General features: G+C 62.4%; 9 protein-coding genes and 1 tRNA gene. 9 read left to right on the forward strand and 1 reads right to left on the reverse strand.

Features of this window, described 5'->3' with window-relative positions; genetic code table 11:
- Positions 1–81 precede the first annotated feature (81 nt).
- The 9 genes from IEV96_RS02495 to IEV96_RS16830 all read left to right on the forward strand — a co-directional run bounded on the left by IEV96_RS02495 (position 82) and on the right by IEV96_RS16830 (position 19,258).
- The gene (locus IEV96_RS02495; RefSeq protein WP_188509130.1) at positions 82–1,014 is read left to right on the forward strand and encodes an extracellular catalytic domain type 1 short-chain-length polyhydroxyalkanoate depolymerase; all 933 of its coding nucleotides are present in this window, start codon (positions 82–84) and stop codon (positions 1,012–1,014) included.
- Positions 1,011–1,496 (forward strand): NUDIX domain-containing protein, encoded by a 486-nt coding sequence (locus IEV96_RS02500; RefSeq protein ID WP_188509131.1) that lies wholly within the window; start codon positions 1,011–1,013, stop codon positions 1,494–1,496. Before IEV96_RS02495 ends, IEV96_RS02500 begins: the two co-directional genes overlap by 4 nt.
- Positions 1,497–1,529: 33 nt before the next feature.
- Positions 1,530–1,606: transfer RNA gene (locus IEV96_RS02505), tRNA-Pro, on the forward strand.
- Positions 1,607–1,749: 143 nt separating this feature from the next.
- On the forward strand, positions 1,750–2,514 hold the full coding sequence (locus IEV96_RS02510) for a hypothetical protein (RefSeq protein WP_188509132.1): 765 nt from the start codon (positions 1,750–1,752) through the stop codon (positions 2,512–2,514).
- Between the two features lie 115 nt (positions 2,515–2,629).
- Positions 2,630–5,404, forward strand: coding sequence for a helicase-related protein (locus IEV96_RS02515; RefSeq protein WP_229732966.1), 2,775 nt, complete (start codon positions 2,630–2,632; stop codon positions 5,402–5,404).
- Positions 5,404–10,059 carry a class I SAM-dependent DNA methyltransferase gene (locus tag IEV96_RS02520; protein WP_188509133.1) on the forward strand — a complete coding sequence of 1,552 codons (4,656 nt, stop codon included), beginning with the start codon at positions 5,404–5,406 and terminating at the stop codon, positions 10,057–10,059. Before IEV96_RS02515 ends, IEV96_RS02520 begins: the two co-directional genes overlap by 1 nt.
- Positions 10,056–16,367 (forward strand): DEAD/DEAH box helicase, encoded by a 6,312-nt coding sequence (locus IEV96_RS02525; RefSeq protein WP_188509134.1) that lies wholly within the window; start codon positions 10,056–10,058, stop codon positions 16,365–16,367. The genes IEV96_RS02520 and IEV96_RS02525 overlap by 4 nt, the downstream gene beginning before the upstream one ends.
- Positions 16,364–18,565, forward strand: coding sequence for a UvrD-helicase domain-containing protein (locus tag IEV96_RS02530; RefSeq protein ID WP_188509135.1), 2,202 nt, complete (start codon positions 16,364–16,366; stop codon positions 18,563–18,565). The genes IEV96_RS02525 and IEV96_RS02530 overlap by 4 nt, the downstream gene beginning before the upstream one ends.
- A gap of 117 nt (positions 18,566–18,682) precedes the next feature.
- The gene (locus tag IEV96_RS16830) at positions 18,683–19,258 is read left to right on the forward strand and encodes a GIY-YIG nuclease family protein (protein ID WP_373282406.1); all 576 of its coding nucleotides are present in this window, start codon (positions 18,683–18,685) and stop codon (positions 19,256–19,258) included.
- 189 nt (positions 19,259–19,447) lie between these two features.
- Here IEV96_RS16830 and IEV96_RS02535 read toward each other — a convergent pair whose 3' ends face one another.
- The gene (locus IEV96_RS02535) at positions 19,448–20,221 is read right to left on the reverse strand and encodes an ImmA/IrrE family metallo-endopeptidase (protein WP_229732967.1); all 774 of its coding nucleotides are present in this window, start codon (positions 20,219–20,221) and stop codon (positions 19,448–19,450) included.
- Positions 20,222–20,230: the final 9 nt, after the last annotated feature.

A 20,230-nucleotide genomic window follows, 5' to 3' on the forward strand; every position in this document is an offset into this window, starting at 1 on the left:
CTCCCGCACGAGCACCGTGACCCAGACCGTGCCGGAGGCGGACCGCGCGCCGCTCACACAGACGCGATTTAGACTGATGCGATGAGAATCGGAGGAGCGGCGCGGGTCGCCGCCCTCGTGGCCACCGCGCTGCTTCTCGCGGGGTGTGCGCCCACTCTGGCCGAGGGCCAGACGAGGACCGACGCCGGCGCCCTCGCAGACACTCACTCGCTCACCGTCGACGGCGTCGAACGCAGCTACGTCGCACACGTTCCCGAGGGTGCCGCGGCTGCGCTCCCCGAGACCCTGCCCGTGCTCGTCGTGCTGCACGGCGCCGGCGGAAACGGCGCGAAGGCCGAGGCCGCGACGGGACTCTCCGGTCTCGCGAAGGCGCGCAACTTCATCGTGGTCTACCCGAACGGCACGCAGGCGGCGGACATCGAGGGCCAGTTGGCCTGGAACGCCGACGGATGCTGCGCCGCCCCGCGCCGCACCCAGGTCGACGATGTCGGCTTCATCGCGGCGATGCTCGACGACGTCGAGCAGAGGTTCCCGGTCGACGCGAGCCGCATCTACCTCGCGGGCTTCTCGAACGGCGGCATGATGTCATACCGGCTCAGCTGCGAGCTCGGCGACCGTATCGCGGGTATCGCCGTGGTCGCGGGCGCGTTCAACGTGGCCGACTGCGACCGGAGCGAGACGACCGACGTGCTCATCATCCACGGGACGGGCGACCTCACCGTGCCCTACCGCGGCGGACCGACGAACGAGATGACGGCTTCCCGGTTCGGCCAGTGGACCAACGCCTCCGTGGCCGACGCGACCCGCGAGTGGATCGGACGCAACGACTGCAGCCGGTTCCCGCAGACGGTCATCGAGGGAACGGTCACCCGCGCGACCTACGATGAGTGTGATGAGGAATCGAAGCTCGAGGTGATCACGATCGCCGGCGGTACCCACGTGTGGCCACTCGCGCCCGAAAAGGGGTTCGACGCATCCGAAACCGTCGTCGATTTCTTCGGACTCGGCTCGTGAGCGACCTGCCACCGCCGCTGCCGCCCTACGGGGTGCGCGACAGCGGGGACGCCTGGGTCTACGGGCCGGATGGCGCGAAATACTGGGGCCGGTTCGGCGCGGCCGGACTGCTGGTCTGGCACCCGACCGCGGGAGTGCTGCTGCAGCACCGGGTCGGCTGGAGCCACCACGGTGGAACCTGGGGCCTGCCGGGTGGTGCGCTCAAGGAGGGCGAGACGCCCGTCGAGGGCGCGATGCGCGAGGCGCTCGAGGAAGCCGGAGTGCCGGCCGAGCTGCTCACCGTGATCTACACGTCGGTGCTCGAGCTCGGATTCTGGCGTTATACGACGGTCGTGACCGAGACGTCGAGCGAGTTCGAGCCGGTCATCGGCGACGCGGAAAGCGTGGCTCTCGCGTGGGTTTCCGTCGACGAGGTAAAAAATCTGCAACTTCATCCCGGGTTTGCAGCCGCTTGGCCCGAACTGCGTTCCCGGCTGCGCTAAGCTATTCGAGTTGCCTTTCGAGGCGACATGTCGCGGGCTGTAGCGCAGCTTGGTAGCGCACCTGACTGGGGGTCAGGGGGTCGCAGGTTCAAATCCTGTCAGCCCGACCACGACAAACACGAAACGCTCTCCTCCGGGAGGGCGTTTCGTCGTTACCGTCCTTTCCGACTTCGTGATCCAGACGGTGTTGCGGTGACAGGGCCCAGTAGCAATGCACTGGCCTACCGGCGCGCTAACGTAAGCTCATCTCACTATGAGTATCGACAGCGACGTGGCTCCGCCAGAATCTAAATTCAATGCCGTGCTCACTGCTGCGTCGGGATTGCCCGGAGTGCGGATTCATCGCGAGGCGTACTTGCGCCGTGCACTTGCGCGCTATTGCTCTGACGAACAAGTTCAAAAGGCGGTTAACGAAAGCCCAGCCGCGGCCGGAATACCGTCCAACGTTATCGACAAAGCCGCAATGGATTCGATCAAGTACGAAACCGCAAAAGTCACCGGTCTTTCGGCCGCTGCAGGAATTCCCGGTGGCTTTGCACTCGTTGGCACCGTCCCAGCAGATTTTGCTCAGAACTTCGCCCACGTGCTTCGGATCGCACAGAAGCTTGCATATCTTTACAGCTGGCCCAACCTGTTCGCCGCGGATGGCGAAGAGCCTGACGACGCGACAAAGGGGATGCTCACACTCTTCGTCGGCGTGATGTTTGGCGCGCAAGCAGCAAATCAGGGTGTCACTGCAGTTGCAGGCATGTTGGCGAAGGAGGCTCTCCGCAAGCTGCCGCAACAGGCGCTCACCAAGGGAGTCATATATCCGATCGTTAAAGAGGTCTCCAAGAAACTTGGCGCGGAAATGACGAAGCTCGTTTTTGCCAAAGGGATGGCAAAAGTCATTCCTATCGTCGGCGCCGTTCTCAACGGAGGCGTGACTCTTGCAACGTATGCCCCGATGAGCTTGAGGCTTAAGAAGCACCTCGCCAGCTTGGAGCTGACCAAGCCGCACGCCGAGCCTGCAAGCTAGATAGGCTCGGTTCAGCGCAGCTCGTGGGGTAGGGGATCAGATAGTGACGTCGCAAATAGAGAGCCGCGCTTTCGCGCCCGGCTCAGTGGTCGTAGTTCGCGACGAAGAGTGGCTCGTGACCTCCGTCACCGATACCGTCGACGGGATACTCCTCAACGTCTACGGCCTCAGCGAACTGGTACGGGACACCACAGCGACGTTCTACGAAAGCCTCGACACGATCGAAGTTCTCGATCCGCGAGAAGCCCGAGTAATCGCCGATGATTCACCTGGGTACCGACGTTCTCGCCTATGGGTCGACTCCACGCTCCGGAAGTCAGCGCTTCCACTCAGCGACGATCAGCCATCCGTCAGCACACGCATGCTCGCCGACGCTCTGCCGTACCAGCAAGCGGCGGTCCGTCAGGCGCTGAGCCGCGACAACTTGCGGCCGCGCATCCTCCTCGCCGACGCCGTTGGACTGGGCAAGACGCTCGAGATCGGAATGATCCTCTCTGAGCTGGTTCGCAGAGGTCGCGGCGACCGCATTCTTATCGTCACCCCGAGGCACGTTCTCGAGCAGATGCAGCAAGAGATGTGGACACGTTTCGCGCTCCCATTCGTCAGACTCGATTCCCTCGGCATCCAACGAATCCGTCAGCTGCTACCCGCCACGCGCAACCCGTTCACCTACTACAAGCGTGTCATCATCTCCGTAGACACACTGAAGAGCGAGCGTTACCTCGCCCACCTGCGTACTCAGAAGTGGGATGCGGTCGTCATTGACGAGTCGCACAACCTCACAAACAATAAGACACAGAACAACGCTCTCGCGAGGGTTCTCGCGCCGAACACGGAGGCCCTGATCCTCGCGTCCGCGACGCCTCACAACGGGAAGCCTGAGTCGTTCGCTGAACTGGTCCGTCTTCTCGAGCCGACGGCGGTCACGCCGGATGGCGAGCTTGTCGTGGAAGAGGTGCGAAGACTTGTTATCCGACGCCATCGACAAAGCCCTGAGGTGAAATCTGTGGTCGGTGCAGATTGGGCCGAGCGGATGCCACCCCAACACGTCCTCGTAGAGCCTTCGCTGGAAGAACAGGCGATTGCAGTCGAACTCGACGGCGTTTGGTTGCATCCGACGGGTTCCGTGCCAAACTCGGGATCCAATTCCGCTCTCTTCCCTTGGACGCTCGCGAAAGCTTTTCTCTCCTCGCCGGCTGCTCTGGCCGACACCGTCACAGAACGACTTTCGAAGGTCCGTGGGGCCCGTACCGATGCCCATCGAGAACGGGAGGCCCTTGAGCGGCTCGCCTCTCTCGCCGCCTCCGCGCGCGAGACCCGTGCCGGAAAGTTCGCGGCGTTGGCGAAGCATCTCCGGGAGATCGGCGTGGGCAAAAATTCGCCTATGCGCGCCGTCGTCTTCGCCGAGCGGGTCGCGACTCTCGAATGGCTAGTCGATGCGCTGCGCGAGGAGTTCAAGCTGCCCGCGGATGCCGTCGAAATCCTGCATGGCGGCCTCACCGATGACGAGCAGATGGGTGTAATCGAGAAGTTTAAGCTGGAGAGCTCCAATTTGCGCATTCTCGTGACAGGAGATGTGGCCTCCGAGGGCGTCAACCTGCACAAGCAGTGCCACCATCTCGTCCACTACGACATTCCGTGGAGCCTGATCCGCATCGAGCAACGAAACGGCCGCATCGACCGCTACGGGCAGAGGCATCGCCCTCAAATCACGACTCTTCTCTTGGATCCGGTCGGCACGGAGTTTAGCGGTGACATCAAGGTGCTCACTCGTCTTCTAGAGAAAGAGGAAGAGGCTCGTCTTGCGCTAGGCGATTCCTCCGCCATTATGGGCCAGTACGACGTGGCCCGCGAAGAAGACATCGTGCGCAAAGTGCTGGCAGGCAAGGCCCAGCTCGACGAGGTCGTGCCCGACGTCGACGACGCACTCGCGCACGATCCGGTTCAGGCTTTTCTCGCGTCGTTGACCGCGGTGCCGCAAAACGCACCCGAAGCCGTGCCCGTTGCTGAAGCCGGCAGTGGTCTCTTCGCCAGCGACGTTGACTTTCTCCGTGAGGCACTGGAGGAGGCATTCATCACCCCGGGCTCGTCCGCAGAGGCGGGTGGTGTGGAGTGGCGGGACTTCGGCAATCAGAGCGTCGTCGAGCTCGCCCCGCCGGCCGACCTGCGTCAGCGTCTCGAGGTGCTCCCGCAGAGCTATCTCGCGCAGCGTCGTGTTGTGTCGAAGTTCGTGCTCGCGACATCCGTCACCAAGGCACAGCAGGTGCTTACCGCCGCGCTCTCCGAGGGCTCGACCTGGCCTGACGCGCACTACCTCGGTCCGCTGCATCCGGTACTCGACTGGGCGGCCGACCGCGCCCTCTCGGCCCTCGACCGCAATCGGGTATTCGTTGTGTGCGGCGACGTTGAGGCGCCACGCGTCCTGTTGCAGGGCACGCTCACCAATCGTCGCGGCCAGACCGTCACGTCGGTGCACGTCGCCGTGGAGTTTCCCACCAGCAGCGAGGGCTTTCACAGCGAGCGCACCTACGCCACAGCCCGCGATATGCTCGCCGACGCCGGAGTCGAGACCGGCGCCGTCAACGCCGGCGGTCTCGCGAATGCAGATGGGCTGACCCGCTTCATCGCCCCGTCGATCGATGCCGTGTCCAGCTGGATGCTGACGACGCTCGGTGCGGCAATGGATGCGACAGACGAGCGGGTGGATGCCTGGGCCAACCGGGTCGCCCGTTGGAAAGACGATGCGAATGCGCTCATTCAGACGCGCTACATCAGGGAGCGTCGTGGCACAGTCGATCGCGAGAAAGAACTGCTCGAACAACTGCGCCCCGACAAGCGGGCCCTCGTGACACCACTTCTCGTGGTTGTGCCGCGCGGAGGAGAGAACTAATGCCGAACAGTGATGCGTTTATCGTCAGCGAGGACTGGATCAGCGAGAGCTATTTCACTTCGGATGCCACGAAGCAGTCGTATTTCGCCCGCGTGATCGAGAGACGCAAGGGTTGGGAGGCGCGAAAGGCCGAGCTGGGCAATAGCCCGCTAACCCGTTTCAGTGCGGTGCGCGGCGAGATCTCGTCGCTAATTGTCGCTGCCGCCGACGAGTCGACCGGTGACGGTTCGCGAGCGGATGCCGCGCACGATCTCACCGCTCTGCTACACCGCACTCTCGGCTTCCACGACCCCGGCCGCGCGCAGCGAAGCAGCGGTCCGATCACCTGGGTGCGTTCTACCAGTGTCGACACCGATGTTGTGGCGCTCGTCGACGCGATGCCCGCTGATTCGCTAGAGGACCTGCTCTCCAAAGAGACTGGGCGGCTCAGCGAGCCGTGGCTCGACGACGACGGCAAGGAGATAGCGAGCGTGGTGGCGCGGGCGCTGTCGTCGATCTTTGCCGACTCCGAATCTCCCGATTTCGCGGTCGTCTTCGCGGGCCGATGGACGCTCGTCGCCGAACGCTCCCGATGGGCGGAGGGCCGCTACCTGGCTATCGACGTGCAGCTCGTCGCCGATCGCAACGAGGTCAAGCGCGGCGGAGAGATCGACTCGGCACTCGCCGCGCTGCACTCCGACTCGTTCATTCCTGAGGCGGACGGTTCGGTGTGGTGGAGTCTCACGCTCGACGACTCGATCAAACACACGGTGGGTGTGTCGCAGGACCTCCGCGAGGGCATCCGGCTGTCCATCGAGGACATAGCCAACGAGGTCGTGCAGCGACGCGCGACGAAAGGCCTCGAACCCCTGCCCGACGATCAGGCGCAACCACTCGCCATCCAGTCGCTGCGCTTTCTCTACCGTATTCTCTTTCTTCTCTTCGCCGAGGCGTCGCCAGAGCTCGAGGTGCTGCCGACCAATGCCGCTGATTACGACAAGGGGTATTCGCTCGATCGCCTGCGCGAGCTCGTGCAGGTGAAGATCGAGTCGCCGAAGGCGAAGAACGGCACCCACTTCTACGATTCGCTCGCCGTATTGTTCAGGCTCGTCGACCAGGGCCACACTCCGCCCAAGTCCGACGAGGAGCATGACGCCCTCACGTTCAACGCGCTGCGGGCAGACCTGTTCTCGTCGAGCGCTACCTCCCACATCGACGAGGTCGGGCTCGGCAACGAGGCGCTGCAGCGGGTGCTCGATCGTCTACTGCTCAGCAAGAAGCAGAACAACAAGCAGCGCGGCTTCATCTCGTACGCGGAGCTCGGCATCAACCAGCTCGGCGCCGTCTACGAAGGATTGATGTCGTATACCGGCTTCTTCGCGTCTGAGCCACTCTACGAAGTCGCGCCGAACGGTGATTCGAGCAAGGGCTCGTGGGTGGTTCCGGTGGCCCACGTCGATGCAGAAGCCGAGAACGCTGAAACCTGGATCGACCCGCACTTTGTGCGCCGCGAAGACGAGATCACGCAAGCAAGTGCGCCGGTCAAACACGACCGCGGCGAGTTCGTTTTTCGCTTGGCCGGCCGGGAGCGGCAGCAGTCTGCGTCCTATTACACCCCCGAGGTGCTGACCAGGTTCACGGTGTCCCAGGCGCTGGAAGAACTGCTCGACCAGGACGGCGTGGTGACGAGCGCCGAGGCCGTACTCGCTATCACGGTATGCGAGCCGGCCCTTGGGTCAGGCGCGTTCGCGATCGAGGCTGTTCGCCAGCTCGCGGAAGCGTATTTGAAGCGTCGCCAGAACGAACTCGGCATGCGGGTGGACCCGGAGGAGTACACACGAGAGCTGCAGCGAGTCAAGGCCTACATTGCCCTGCACCAGGTGTACGGCGTCGACCTCAATGGCACGGCGGTGGAACTCGCCGAGATTTCACTCTGGCTCGACACGATGGCTCCCGGACTCGACGCTCCTTGGTTCGGACTCCACCTGCGCCGGGGCAACTCGCTCATCGGGGCGCGTCGTGCCGTCTACTCGGCGGGCCAAGTTGCCGATAAGTCGTGGCTGAAGGCAGTGCCGAGGGATGTCGCACTCGATGAATTCGACGGCATAGGCGCCGGTATCCACCACTTCCTCCTTCCCGCCGAGGGATGGGGCGCTACCGCGGGCGCGAAGGAAGGCAAAGAATTAGCGCCGGCGGCTGTGACCGCGCTCAAGGCGTGGCGCCGGACGGTTGCGTTGAAACCCTCTAAGAAGCAGGTGGATGAGCTCGCCTCGATCTCGCAGCGCGTCGAGGTGCTCTGGGGCTTCGCGCGCCGGAGACTCGAGATCGCCGATCGCGAGGTGCGTCGGTCAATCCCCGTCTGGGGACGCGATGTCGAGACCGCAGGTGCCGTGACTCGCGAACAGATCGAAAGCTCTCTCGCCGACGCCAACGGATCCTATCGTCGACTCCGTCGCATCATGGATGCATGGAATGCGCTTTGGTTCTGGCCACTCACCGACGCGGCCACTGGGGGAGTGGCGCCTCCCACAATGCAGCAGTGGATTGACGCTTGCCGACTGATTGTCGGTCGCACCGTTGAAGCGAAGCCGGCGGCTCTGCGCCAGGGGCAGGCGTCGCTTTCGGGCGGCCAGTCGTGGACCGAGCTTGATACCGAAGAGCAGATCGAGCTCGGCTACGCGGGTGCCGTACCGATTGATGACGTGCTGGCCAAACACCCGTGGCTCGGCGTCTGCGAGGGCGTCGCAAACCAGCAGGGCTTCTTTCACTGGGAACTCGACTTCGCGCCGGTCTTCGAGCGCGGCGGTTTCGACCTGCAAGTGGGTAACCCGCCGTGGGTGCGCCCAGACTTCGATGAAGCGGCGTCGCTGGCGGAATCCGATGTGTGGTGGGCCTTGGTAAACAAGCCGCCGGAAGAAGTCGCTCGAGCACGACGTGCTACTGTGCTTGCCTTTGACGCGACCCGGGAGTCCTATCTATCCGATGTCACTTCCGTTGTAGCGTTGCGAGAGCGAGTCTCCGCGAAAACGGAATATCCGCATCTTGCCGGTTTGCGCCCCGACCTCTATCGCTGCTTCATGGAACAGACGTGGCGGCATGTTTCGCCGAGAGGGATAGTTGCGCTCATTCACCCCGAAACCCATTTCACGGACGAGAAGGCTGGGCGGCTTCGATCGGCGACGTATCGACGACTCCGGCGCCATTGGCAGTTCATCAACGAATTCTCATTATTTGAGATTCATCATCTCGTGTCGTATGGCATCCACGTGTACGGCGCCGAATCCACAACCGTCGATTTTGCGATGGCTACTTCTATTTATCATCCGTCGGTAGTTGAGAGGTCACTGCTTCATGACGGAAGCGGTCAGGAGCCCGGCCTTAAAGACCCAGATGGCAACTGGGACGTTCGCCCGCATCGCAACCGGATTATTCGGGTCACTGATGAAACACTCGTGACCTGGCACGCCATTCTCGAAGGTGTTGAAGTTCCCGTGGCGCAGACTCGGATGGTGTACGCAGTAAACACCGATGTGGCCTCGGTCTTGGCAAAGCTCGTCGACGCGCCTCGAATCGCCAACCTAGGTTTGGAATTTAGCGCAGGGCTCATCGAAACCCAAGCGCGAGCCAAAAGAATAATTGAGCACAAATGGACTAGGCCGACGGAATGGGCTGACGTCGTGCTGCAAGGTCCTCACATCCACGTCGCAAATCCTGCCTACAAAAGACCCAACCCGGCGTTGCTTCACAACCAGGACTGGTCTGCAACCGATCTTGAAGCGCTCGGTCCTGAAGAGATTCCGTCCACTTCGTATAAACGCGTTGCAAGCCTGGCTGTGTATAGAAACGCTTACGGCCATTCAACGTCTGCGACCGGCTCATCCCTCGACCTAACGAGACTCGCATGGCGAGGAATGGCAGCCAACACTGGTGAGCGAACTCTCATACCTGTCATCCTTCCGCCCGAGGTGGGACACGTGAACGTAGTGTTCTCGGCGGGCAAAGCGGGGCTTGGTGTCTCCTCCCTAATCGGAGCGCTAGCCGGAATGTCGTCCCTGCTCGGTGATTTCACTATTCGCATCTCACCAAAAAGCAATATTTACATGTCCTCCGCCGAGCGGGTTCCAATGGTTGATCGACAGGCGCTCTTGCCGGCTCTGTCCTTGCGCCTGATGCGTCTGAATGCTGTTAGTGCCCAATACGCGCAACTTTGGACTGATTCATGGACTTCTGAGAACCTCGCGGACAAGTGGACTGGCGGACTGCAATTCGACGGGAGACGAGAACTTGGACTAGTGAATAGTGTGTGGGGCAGGGACACCCCGCTGCGTCGGGCATCGGACAGGCGCCAAGCGCTTCTCGAGATCGATGCTCTCGCCGCGATCGCTTTCGGCGTAACAGCTGACGAACTCTGCACTATCTACCGCACACAGTTTCCGGTGCTGTATGGGTACGACCACGAAAGTCACTACTACGACGTGAACGGGAGATTGGTACCCAACCCGATATTGAGCATCTGGAAGAAGAAGGGCGATCTGATCTCGGACGAGGAGCGCACCGCGACCAATCAGGCGGGTAACTCTTATGAGTACAAGTTGCCGTTCGTGACCCTCGACCGAGAGGCTGACATGCGGCAGGCGTACACCCACTTCGAGACAATTCTGAAGGAGCGCACGTGAGCGAACTGCTGCCCACCCGCCTGACCCAGCGAATAAGAGCATCGCTCGTCGACTACCTCACGACAACGTTCGCCCTCTCAGATGATGACGCGCAGCGTGAGCTCGAGAGGTTTCTTGTGCACGAGACTGAGGGTATTTTTCGCGGTCCGTTCGTGCGCACCCGGTTGCCGTACGGCCCTGCGGCCGCGGGATGGGAACGGGCGCTTGAGTGGTACCCGCGAGAGTTCACCCCCTACGGGCACCAGGCCAAAGCGTTCAGGCGGCTCTCTTCCGCGGCATCCGTCAATGCGCGCCCTCAGCCGACGCTGGTGACCACGGGAACCGGCTCGGGCAAGACCGAGGCGTTTCTTGTGCCGATCATCGATCACGTCCTCCGCGCTCGCCGCGAGAACATCACGGGGGTTAAAGCGCTCATTCTCTACCCGATGAACGCGCTCGCCAACGACCAGGCGAAGCGGCTCACCGAGTTGCTGACCAGCGACCCGCGGCTCTCGGGTGTGACGGCTGCGCTGTACACAGGTGAGCAGTCGGAGAAGCGCACTCGCGTTTCGGAGAAGGGGCTCATCACCGATCGCACAGTCATTCGGCAGAGTGCTCCGGACATTCTTCTCACCAACTACAAGATGCTCGATCAGCTGCTGCTTAGGCATGAAGATGCCAAGCTCTGGTCGGCCTCGGCGACGAGTCTGCAATACGTTGTGCTCGACGAGTTCCATATCTACGACGGAGCCCAGGGGACCGACGTTGCGATGCTTCTGCGTCGTCTCGGCGCAACGCTCAAGAGCTACTGGTCCGACGACTCGCCCGTGACTAGAAGTGACTGGTCGCGCCCGCTTGGCCGGGCCACCCCGGTCGCCACCTCGGCGACACTCGGCGACGGCGGCGACCCGGGCGCCATGCTCGCCTTCGCCCGAACCGTGTTCGGCGACGAGTTTGATGCGACAAGTGTCGTGACCGAGGCACGCGTCACTGTCGACGAGTGGGCCCGGTCGGAGGTCGAGACGACTCCCGACGTGACTGTCGACCTGCTCGTTGGCATAAACGACGCGGTCGATCGGCTTGGCGACGGTGCTGACGCGTCGCACATCGCGTCGGAGGTGCTGAAGCAGCTCTGGGGCGCCGAGGTTATCGTTGGCGACTCTTCGCTATCGCTCATGCGGTATTCAACGCGGCATCCGCTCATTCGCACGATTGTTCGGGCAACCAAGGATGCCGTGGGGATCGACGACCTTGCACGCACGGTATTCGAGGGCACCGGGGCATCCGCTGCCCCCGCGGACGTGCGGGTCGACGCCGTCGTCAATCTCGTCGCCATGCTCAGCCACGTGCGCAAAGTCTGCGGCCGGGCCGCGGTCGGTATCGACGTTCACCTGTGGGTGCGCGAACTAAGTCGCATCGATCGCGCCGCCGCGGCGCAGCCGGCATTCCGCTGGACCGACGACGGAGTGACCTTGGGGCACGACGCGATCGATGTCACCGACAGTGGGGCGTTCGACGCCTATCCGGCGATCTATTGTCGCCACTGTGGCCGGTCGGGCTGGGGGGTTGTTCTGGCAGCCACGGGTGCCGATCTCGATGCGGACGACTCCGACATCCGTCGCAGGCACCTGGTCGGCGACGACCGCTTTCGGCCGCTGATATTCGCGCCAAAGGAAGCGGATTACGTCTACTTCGAACAGCGCGATCGGCAGATTGAGGGTCTGCGCTGGCTGCATACCCGCAACCGTCAGCTCGTCGCCGCCCTGCCCGCCGATGGCGACGCGGATTTCGATGCCGGCTATGTGCTGCCCGTACTCACGCACGTTGGGCTCGATGCCGGCGAGAGGTCGAAAGACGACTGGTGCCCGTCCTGCCTGAAGGCCGACGGCATTCGCTTCCTCGGCAGCGCCATCGCAACGCTGCTCTCTGTGACCCTGTCGAGCATGTTCGGCGAATCATCCATCGACGTGGGGGAGAAGAAGGCGCTCGTCTTCACCGACAGTGTGCAGGATGCCGCACACCGGGCCGGCTTCGTTCAGGCGCGCTCGCACGTACTGACGCTGCGCGCCGCTCTGCGCAGCGCACTCGGAAATGCGAGCGTGAGCCTCGACCAACTCGTCGACGGCGCGATGCGCGACGCAGGAGTCGACAGGTTCGCACGGTACCGGCTGGTGCCGCCAGACCTCACCGGTAACGACCTGTTTCGCGAGTACTGGTCACCAGCCGGCGACCACGCGGCTCGACGTTCGGTGACTGCCGTGCGCAACCGGCTGCTCTTCGACGCGGTGCTCGAATTCGGTTTGCAGAGCCGCGTCGGTCGAACCCTCGAACTCACCGGCAGCGTCACGGCCGAGGTCGACGGCGGACCGGCCGCCGCCCTCGCCGCCATCGCGCGGAACGTCTGGCTCGAGTACGACCAGGGCGACCTACTGGGCGGCGCCGAGATTGCGGCCCCCACCAGTGCCGCAGGAGCGCTGTGGGTGCGCGGGGTACTCGAACGCATGCGAGAGCAGGGAGCGATTCAGCATCCGTGGCTCGACAGCTATGTGAAAGAAGACGGCAATCGCTACCGGATCTGGGGCGGCCGCAACCGCGCGGTTGGAGTACCCGCGTTTCCGAGTGGACGCCCAGCGCCCGCCTTTCCCCGAGTCGGAGTGAAGACTGCTGTCAGGCGCGACAACCTCGACAACGTCTCATCGTCGCAGGGCTGGTACGCGCTTTGGGCTGCCAAGTGCCTTTCTGGGCTCACCGCGAGTGAGGGGGCAAAGCTCGCGCGAATGCTCTTCGTCGAACTCGACAAGCGCGACGTCATCGGGTCGGTCAAGACTGACTCGGCCGCCGATGTATATTTTCTACGCAGCGATCAGATTGTGCTTGCACAAGCGCACAGCGACGAACTCGATAGTGGTCGCCTGCAGCTTCGGTGCGACGTATGCGACAACCTCGTACCCGGAAGTGCTTCGGTCATCGACCAGCTCGCGGATGGACCGTGCACGGTCTCGCGCTGTCCAGGACGCCTGAAGCGTCGCGCTGGAAAGGGCGGTTTTTACCGCGGCCTGTATGCGTCGAGCGATATGCGTCGCGTCGTGGCGCGGGAGCACACGAGCCTGCTGGAGTCGGCCACCCGGTTGCAGTACGAGACGGCCTTCAAGTCGAGAACCGCAGAACCGGATGCTCCCAACGTGCTCGTCGCGACGCCAACCCTCGAGATGGGTATCGACATCGGCGACCTCTCGGCGGTGTTTCTCGCTTCGCTGCCGCGCACTGTCGCTTCGTACGTGCAGCGAGTTGGCCGTGCCGGCCGTCTCACGGGAAACTCGCTGAGCATCACCTACGTCACCGGCCGAGGCGAAAATTTGCCACGAGTCGGAGATCCGCTGTCGGTAATCAACGGGAGCGTGCAACCGCCCGCGACGTATCTGTCGGCCGAAGAGATCTTGCGGAGACAATTCCTGGCGTTCCTCGGTGACCGCATCGCTCGGGATCCTCTAGCGGATCATCCCAAGACCGCGCAGGGCGCACTCGGCGGAATAGGCGAGGGCACCTATCTCGGAAGAGTCGCGACATCCGCCACCCATGACGCCCTCAGAACGTTCCTGAATTCCTTCGACGGGGTATCCGACGAAGTCGTGGGCCGAATCGAAGGGTGGATTTCTCGCGGCGAGTCTGACGTGAGCGAATTGGACCGTTTTCTCGCTCGGGCTGCAGCGCGGTGGCACGCGACCGTCGATGAACTCGGCTTTCGCAAGGCGAAACTCGTCGAAATAATCCCTGAGCTGGAGTTGAAGGCGTTATCGCCAGCTGCGACCGACGATGACAAGCGTGCGGAGCGATCGGCGCGGGCAGCACTGAGAATGACTGAGGGACAGCTCGGACGGCTGAAGGGCGAGTACTGGATCAGTGTGCTTGAGGAGTACGGAATCTACCCGAACTACACTCTCCTCGACGATTCAGTGAACCTCGATGTCGCGATGAGTTGGTTCGACCCGGAGACTCAAAAATGGGAATCCGACACGATGAATTACCAGCGCGGCTCCGCTAGCGCATTGACTGAATTCGCGCCCGGAGCCACGTTCTATTCGCGTGGTTTCGTTGTCAAAGTCGACGCCGTCGATCTCGGCCAGGAGCCCACTGTAACGACGCCCTGGACCTACTGCGCCGCCTGCGGATTCGCGAGAGCAGAGCTGCCTGGGATGGTCGCACTGACAGCGTGCCCGCGCTGCGGAAGCGGCTCGATCGCCGACGTCAAGCAGCGACTCGACACCGTGCAGATGTCCGGGGTCTCCGCACAGATCCGCCGTGACGACGCCCTCATCAACGACTCGCGCGACGAACGTGAGCGCACCCGGTTCACCGTGCTGACTGCGGCGGACATCAACGATTCGAACGTAAAAGCCCAGTGGTTCGTCGACGGGTATGACTTCGGCATGCGCCACCTGTCCGACGTCGACATCCGCTGGATCAACCTCGGCCCAGCCGGCAAACAGGCGATTTCGCGAGCGCTAGCCGGACACGAAGTGATGAGCCCCTTATTCCGAGTCTGCGACACCTGCGGCAAGCTCGACGAATCGAGCAAGTCGAATGGCAGAGACGAGCATCGCCCTTGGTGCCCCCGCCGCGACGACCACGACGAGCACACTCGTTCCGTCGCACTGATGCGCCACCTTCACACCCAAGGTGTGGTCGTTCGGCTCCCGACAGTACTGAAGTACGACAAATTCGCCGTGCCGAGCCTATCGGCCGCTTTGCTTCTCGGTTTGCGAGAGCTGATGGGTGGCGCACCGGACCACATCCAGATCGCCCAGATTACTGAGCCTCTCGGCGGGGCGGGCGAAGTCGCCGACGCGCTGCTCCTTCACGACGTCGTACCCGGAGGCACCGGATACCTCGCAGAGCTCGCCCGACCGGCGCGAGTCTGGGCGCTTCTCCACGCCGCATGGGAACGAGTGCGTGACTGCCCATGTCGCGAAGAAGAACGACTTGCCTGTCACCGGTGCTTGCTGCCGTTTGCTGCGCCGTGGCAGACCGGCGAGGTCGCACGGGAGACCGCAGAAGTGCTGTTGCGCCGCATCCTCGCGTCCGGCGGCGACGAGGTGCCGGATGTCGCGCCCTCCGCTCACGGATGGAAGCTGCTCGACGCGCCGCCCGCTCCTGTAATCGACGAATCTCACTTGGAAGCCCGATTCCGAGAGGCCTTATCCGCACGACTGTCCGCTGTCGGCGCAACGGTGAAGGAGACTCCAACGGCTCTTGGCAACCAACTAACAGTCACGCTGCCGGGCGACTCTCGGCTGTGGTGGCTGGAGCCGCAGGTGCATCTTGGCGCAACGGTGCCGGACTTCGTGCTCCGCTGCTCTGACACGACCATTCCGAGGGTCGCGATTTACACAGATGGCTTCACGTTCCACGCGACCGTTGCGCACAACCGAATTGCCGACGACGCGCACAAACGATCCGTGCTCCGCGCCCAGGGTTACGCAGTACTGGCCGTCAGCTGGAACGACTTGACCATGGACTCGGTGGCCGATCCTTGGTGGTACAGCCAGGCAGCCGTGCAGAACGCGCTGACGCAAAACGTCAACCTCTCCGCGGGCGTGGTCGATGCGTCCCGCGGAGGCCCTCTGACCATGCTCATCCGCTGGATGCAAACGCCCGAACCTGACCGTTGGCGACAATTCGGCGATGCCGTACCGCTACTCCTCGCCGCTGCCCCGCTTGGAGAGACTCCCGTCGGCATTTCAGCGTCAGAGCTCGCTGCATTCCAGGTGCTAGGCACTGTGCAGAGCGGAACGGGTGCGTTTGGGTTGACTGTGGATGCTGGGCCACACGTCTCCTTCGTTGCGCTGCTCAGCCATTCGAGCGGCGCTCTCGTCACAGACGTGGGGCTCGTCCTCGATAATCGTACGGGCACCATGGTCGAGCCCACCTTCTCCGAGAGCTGGCGGCGATGGCTGACGTTGTCCAATCTGATGTTCGCCAGACAGGCGCCATTCGCGATAGCCGGAGTGTCGTCGATCGAGAAGAATCTGGTTGCTGGCGATCCCGCGGCGGTTTCGTTCTCGCCGGTGTGGGCGGGACTCCTCGAAATGGCGGCCAGCGATGAAGAACGCGAACTGCTCCGTGAACTGGTGGACGCCAACATCGAGACCCCGGAACTCGGCGTCGAGGTCGGAGACGGCATCCCCGTTTCCATCGCGTGGCCGGCACACAAGATCGCCGTAGAACTGGGCCTCGAGAGTCGAGACATCGAAGATCTACGCACAACCGGCTGGATGGTCGTTCCGGCAATCGTTCACGACATCGTTGCCGCATTGGAAGGAAGCCGATGACCACCATCGTCATGACCAGCTCGGTCAACAAGACCGACGGCGCTATCAAAAAGAAGCTCTGGGCGTTCATCGAGAAACTCTCCCAGAACGACGAGATGCTCGGCCTGCACATCGAGCCGATGAAAAACCCCAGAGACTCGAGAGTCAGGACCGGCCGCGTAGACGACAACTTCCGGGCCGTCCTCTTTCGCCTTGAAGGTGGGGGTGCGGAGCGGACCTACGTCTACATGGGAACTTGGCCCCACGATGAAGCCATCGAGATCGCGTGTTCGACCGTTCTGCGAATAAACCCGATCAATGGCGTAGCCGAGCTGATTGCAGAGGGTGCCCCGGAAACGTTGACGCCCGTTGACGTGCCTGCTTCTCCTTCTGTGGAAAAGCCGGCCCTCGTGTCGACGGCGACACCCCTGCTCGAGTCCGCCGGGATCACTCTTCTCGACCTCACTGACGTGCTCGGGATGGACCCGGCCCTCGCGTCCCGCGCTATGGCGGCGGCCGACGAGAACGAGCTATTTGGCGTCGCTGAGATCGCGCCGACATGGCAGGGGATCGCGCTGATCGATCTGGCGGCAGGGACCTCTGTCAATGGCGTACTCGCCGCGTTGGATGCGGAGCCGGTAGTCGCGCCTGAGCGCCACGACGATGCGGCACTCATCGAGGCGATGAAGCACCCGGCAGCTCAGATGACGTTCTCATTCGTCCACGACAATGAAGAACTTCGCCGAGCGATTGAAGACGATAATTTCGCCGCATGGAAGGTATTCCTCCACCCCGAACAACGTCGATACGTCGACCGAAACTACAATGGCCCATTCCGGCTTTCAGGTGGTGCAGGGACAGGCAAGACAGTGGTCCTACTCCATCGTGCACGTCGTCTTTGGCTCGAAAACCCGGACGCTCGGATCGTGTTGACAACGTTCACCGTCAACCTGGCTGATAATTTACGCCGAGACCTGCGGCAGCTGGATCCCGGGGTGAAGATCGCAGCAGCTCTCGGCGAGCCTGGAGTTTATGTTTCCGGCGTCGATTCGCTCTCATTCGGTGCGCTTCGTGAAAATCCCACTGAGGTGCCGGCCGCAACGCAGGCGGTGCTCGGTGAGAGCCGAACCATCAGAGGGCCGGCCACCTCCTCGGACCGCTGGTCGAGCGCACGTGCGGCCAGCGGCGTAGCCGACAGCCCCAACGGATACCTCTCGCCCACGTTCTTGGAGGCAGAGTACGAAGCGATCATTGTGCCCAACACCATCACAACCCGCGAGGAGTATTTTACCGTTCGGCGTCCTGGCCGAGGAGTGGCGCTTGACCGGGCGAAGCGGGATCAGGTGTGGAAGATCGTGGCGGCCTATCGCACCCTGTTGAAGATGCAGCAGTCTGCGGACTTCAGTGAGGTTGCAGCCGTCGCTGCTCAGCTCTACGACGGTGGCACTGTTGCGCGTCCTGCCGATCATGTGCTCGTGGATGAAGGCCAAGACCTCGTCCCCGCCAAATGGCGACTAATTCGCGCGCTGACCGAACCGAGCCCAAACGACCTATTCATCGCAGAGGATTCGCATCAGCGCATCTATGGGCAGCCCACTATCCTCTCGAGGTGGGCGATCAAGATTGTCGGGCGCTCGCAGCGGCTGACTCTGAACTATCGGACCACAGCGCAGAACCTTGGCTACGCGGTCGCAGTGCTTGAGGCAGGTCACTACGAAGACCTAGAGTCCGAAGACGAGTCCACTGCTGGGTATCGCTCGTCGAGGCGCGGTCCAGTTCCATTGCGTCTCGGATTCGCGACGCTCTCAGAAGAACTCGATGCGGTCGCGTCCACGCTACAGAGATGGTCCGCCGACGATCCCGGTGGATCAATCGCCGTCCTGGTGCGCACGAATGGATTTGCAGACACAGTCACGCGAGGTCTGGCAGAGCGGGACGTAAAGGCCATGCGGGTGGACAAAGGAGAGCCACCCGTCGGAGCAGTCGCGGTCATGAACATGTACCGGGCCAAGGGCACAGAATTCTCGCGAGTGTGCATAGTCGGGGCGAGTGCTGAGAGCATCCCTAACCCGACCACGATGAAGAGTGCTGCTGCACATGGTGACGAGGCGGATGCACTACTGCGCGAGCGCTCGCTACTCTACGTAGCCGCGACGCGCGCGCGCGACGCTCTGATGATCACGTGGACGGGCAACCCGAGTACGTTGCTGTCGGAGTGAGGAAAGTGTCGCTTCGCCAGGCGAGGGCCAGGTTGAACTCGGGGCGAATGAATCAGTGCGACGACTTGGCAGCCAAACGCGCAGCGCGGGGAGGCGGCACTTCCATAAACTCTGAGCATGAACTGGACGGTTGCCCGAGATGAGCTAGTCACCGCGGCGCCCGTTTCCCCACTAGAAACGGGTGTGGTTGCGAGCTCGGGTATCTACGCCTGGTGGGATACTCGCAGTGCGCTCGCCTCGCGCTGGCCCCACGCTTTTCCGCTAGTCGATTCGTCACGACCGTTGTATGTGGGCGTCGCAGCGAAGCAAAGTCTTTCAAGCCGCGTTGTCGAGACGCACTTATTGACGACGCGACGCTCAGCACTCCGATGTTCACTCTCCGCTCTCCTGAGCGAGCCACTGGAACTGCTACCGGGCGCAGTCCGACACCCCCGTGGCGGCAAGTTTGGGCTAGAGAAATCGCAGGAATCCCGGTTGACGGAATGGATGGTTACCAACTTGAGAGTGACGTGGGTCGAGCACAGCGAGCCGGGCAGTGTCGAGAAGCCGATAATTCGGGACACCCTACCGACTCTCAATTTCACTTACGCGACCGGCAGTCCATATCGCGCACGGATGAAGGCTCTCCGGATGGAGTTTCGAGCGAGCGCACCGCTGGTCTGGGAGTCGAAAGATAGTCGCGCTATTTATTAGAAACCTTTGCCGCGCTTACAGCGGTCGAACTATGCAATTTTTTCGACCTGCGATGCCCGAGATGACGTTGCGTTTCGGGTGAGGGACAGCGGTCCCAAACTACGCCCCACAACTTCGACTACAAAAAACAGCCAGTGAACGCAGGCATTAGGGGCGCCCTCAGGGCCGATAATGCTCTATATCGCAAACCTAGCGCGCTAACGCCAACGGCGTGCGAGCGGCCGCAATCTGGTACATCTGCACCGATAGGCCGGACCCGGACAAGAACTGCTGGTCGTCGACTCCTACATCGAGAAGGACCTCTCTCGCTCGAGCGAGCATCGACGGCATCTCAAGGGACGAAACGCGACCAGGCTCCGCTCGCCGCCAGCCATTCTGAGACATCCGAATCACCGCATTTCGATACGAGACGTCGTTCATCACACCGAGCGAGCGTGCCCGATAGAGAAGCGCGGCCAGGCTGACGCCCCAATGCTCTTTCAACTCCGCGAGCTCCTGCCAGCCTCTGCCCGCGGTCGAAGACGGCAGGTGAGGGCGGATTTGCGCAGCTGGCATGAGGAACTCAGAAGCGAACCGGTTTGCCTGGTCCTCGGCTGGCTTGCTCCCTGGCTCGGCATCGTGATGCATGATGAGGTGGCCGAGCTCGTGGGCGGCGTCGAAGCGTTGACGGTAGTAGTCGTCCTTTGTCGGATTGAGGACTATCACCGGACGAGTGCTGCTGTGCAGCGAGTAGGCGTCGATAGACGCCACACCAGGCTCACTGAATACGACGGCAACTCCCGCCTTCTCCGCGAGCCTTACAACGTGTTGCACTGGTCCCAACGGTAGTTCGAAAAAGTCGCGCGCGATTCTCGCCGCAATCTCCACCTCTTCAATCGGGTCGTTTGGATCGACGGGGAGGTCCGGAAGCAGGAGTTGCGGAAACTCGACTGACGTTTCAAGCAGCCCGATGACTTCTGCCACGAACCGCCC

The sequence above is a fragment of the Conyzicola nivalis genome (assembly GCF_014639655.1).
Taxonomy (GTDB): domain Bacteria; phylum Actinomycetota; class Actinomycetes; order Actinomycetales; family Microbacteriaceae; genus Conyzicola; species Conyzicola nivalis.

What these genes read in the sequence shown, in the direction of transcription:
- IEV96_RS02495 (WP_188509130.1), top strand. Translation starts at nt 82, where the DNA reads ATGAGAATCGGAGGAGCGGCGCGGGTCGCCGCCCTCGTGGCCACCGCG.
- IEV96_RS02510 (WP_188509132.1), top strand. Translation starts at nt 1,750, where the DNA reads ATGAGTATCGACAGCGACGTGGCTCCGCCAGAATCTAAATTCAATGCC.
- IEV96_RS02520 (WP_188509133.1), top strand. Translation starts at nt 5,404, where the DNA reads ATGCCGAACAGTGATGCGTTTATCGTCAGCGAGGACTGGATCAGCGAG.
- IEV96_RS02530 (WP_188509135.1), top strand. Translation starts at nt 16,364, where the DNA reads ATGACCACCATCGTCATGACCAGCTCGGTCAACAAGACCGACGGCGCT.
- IEV96_RS16830 (WP_373282406.1), top strand. Translation starts at nt 18,683, where the DNA reads ATGAACTGGACGGTTGCCCGAGATGAGCTAGTCACCGCGGCGCCCGTT.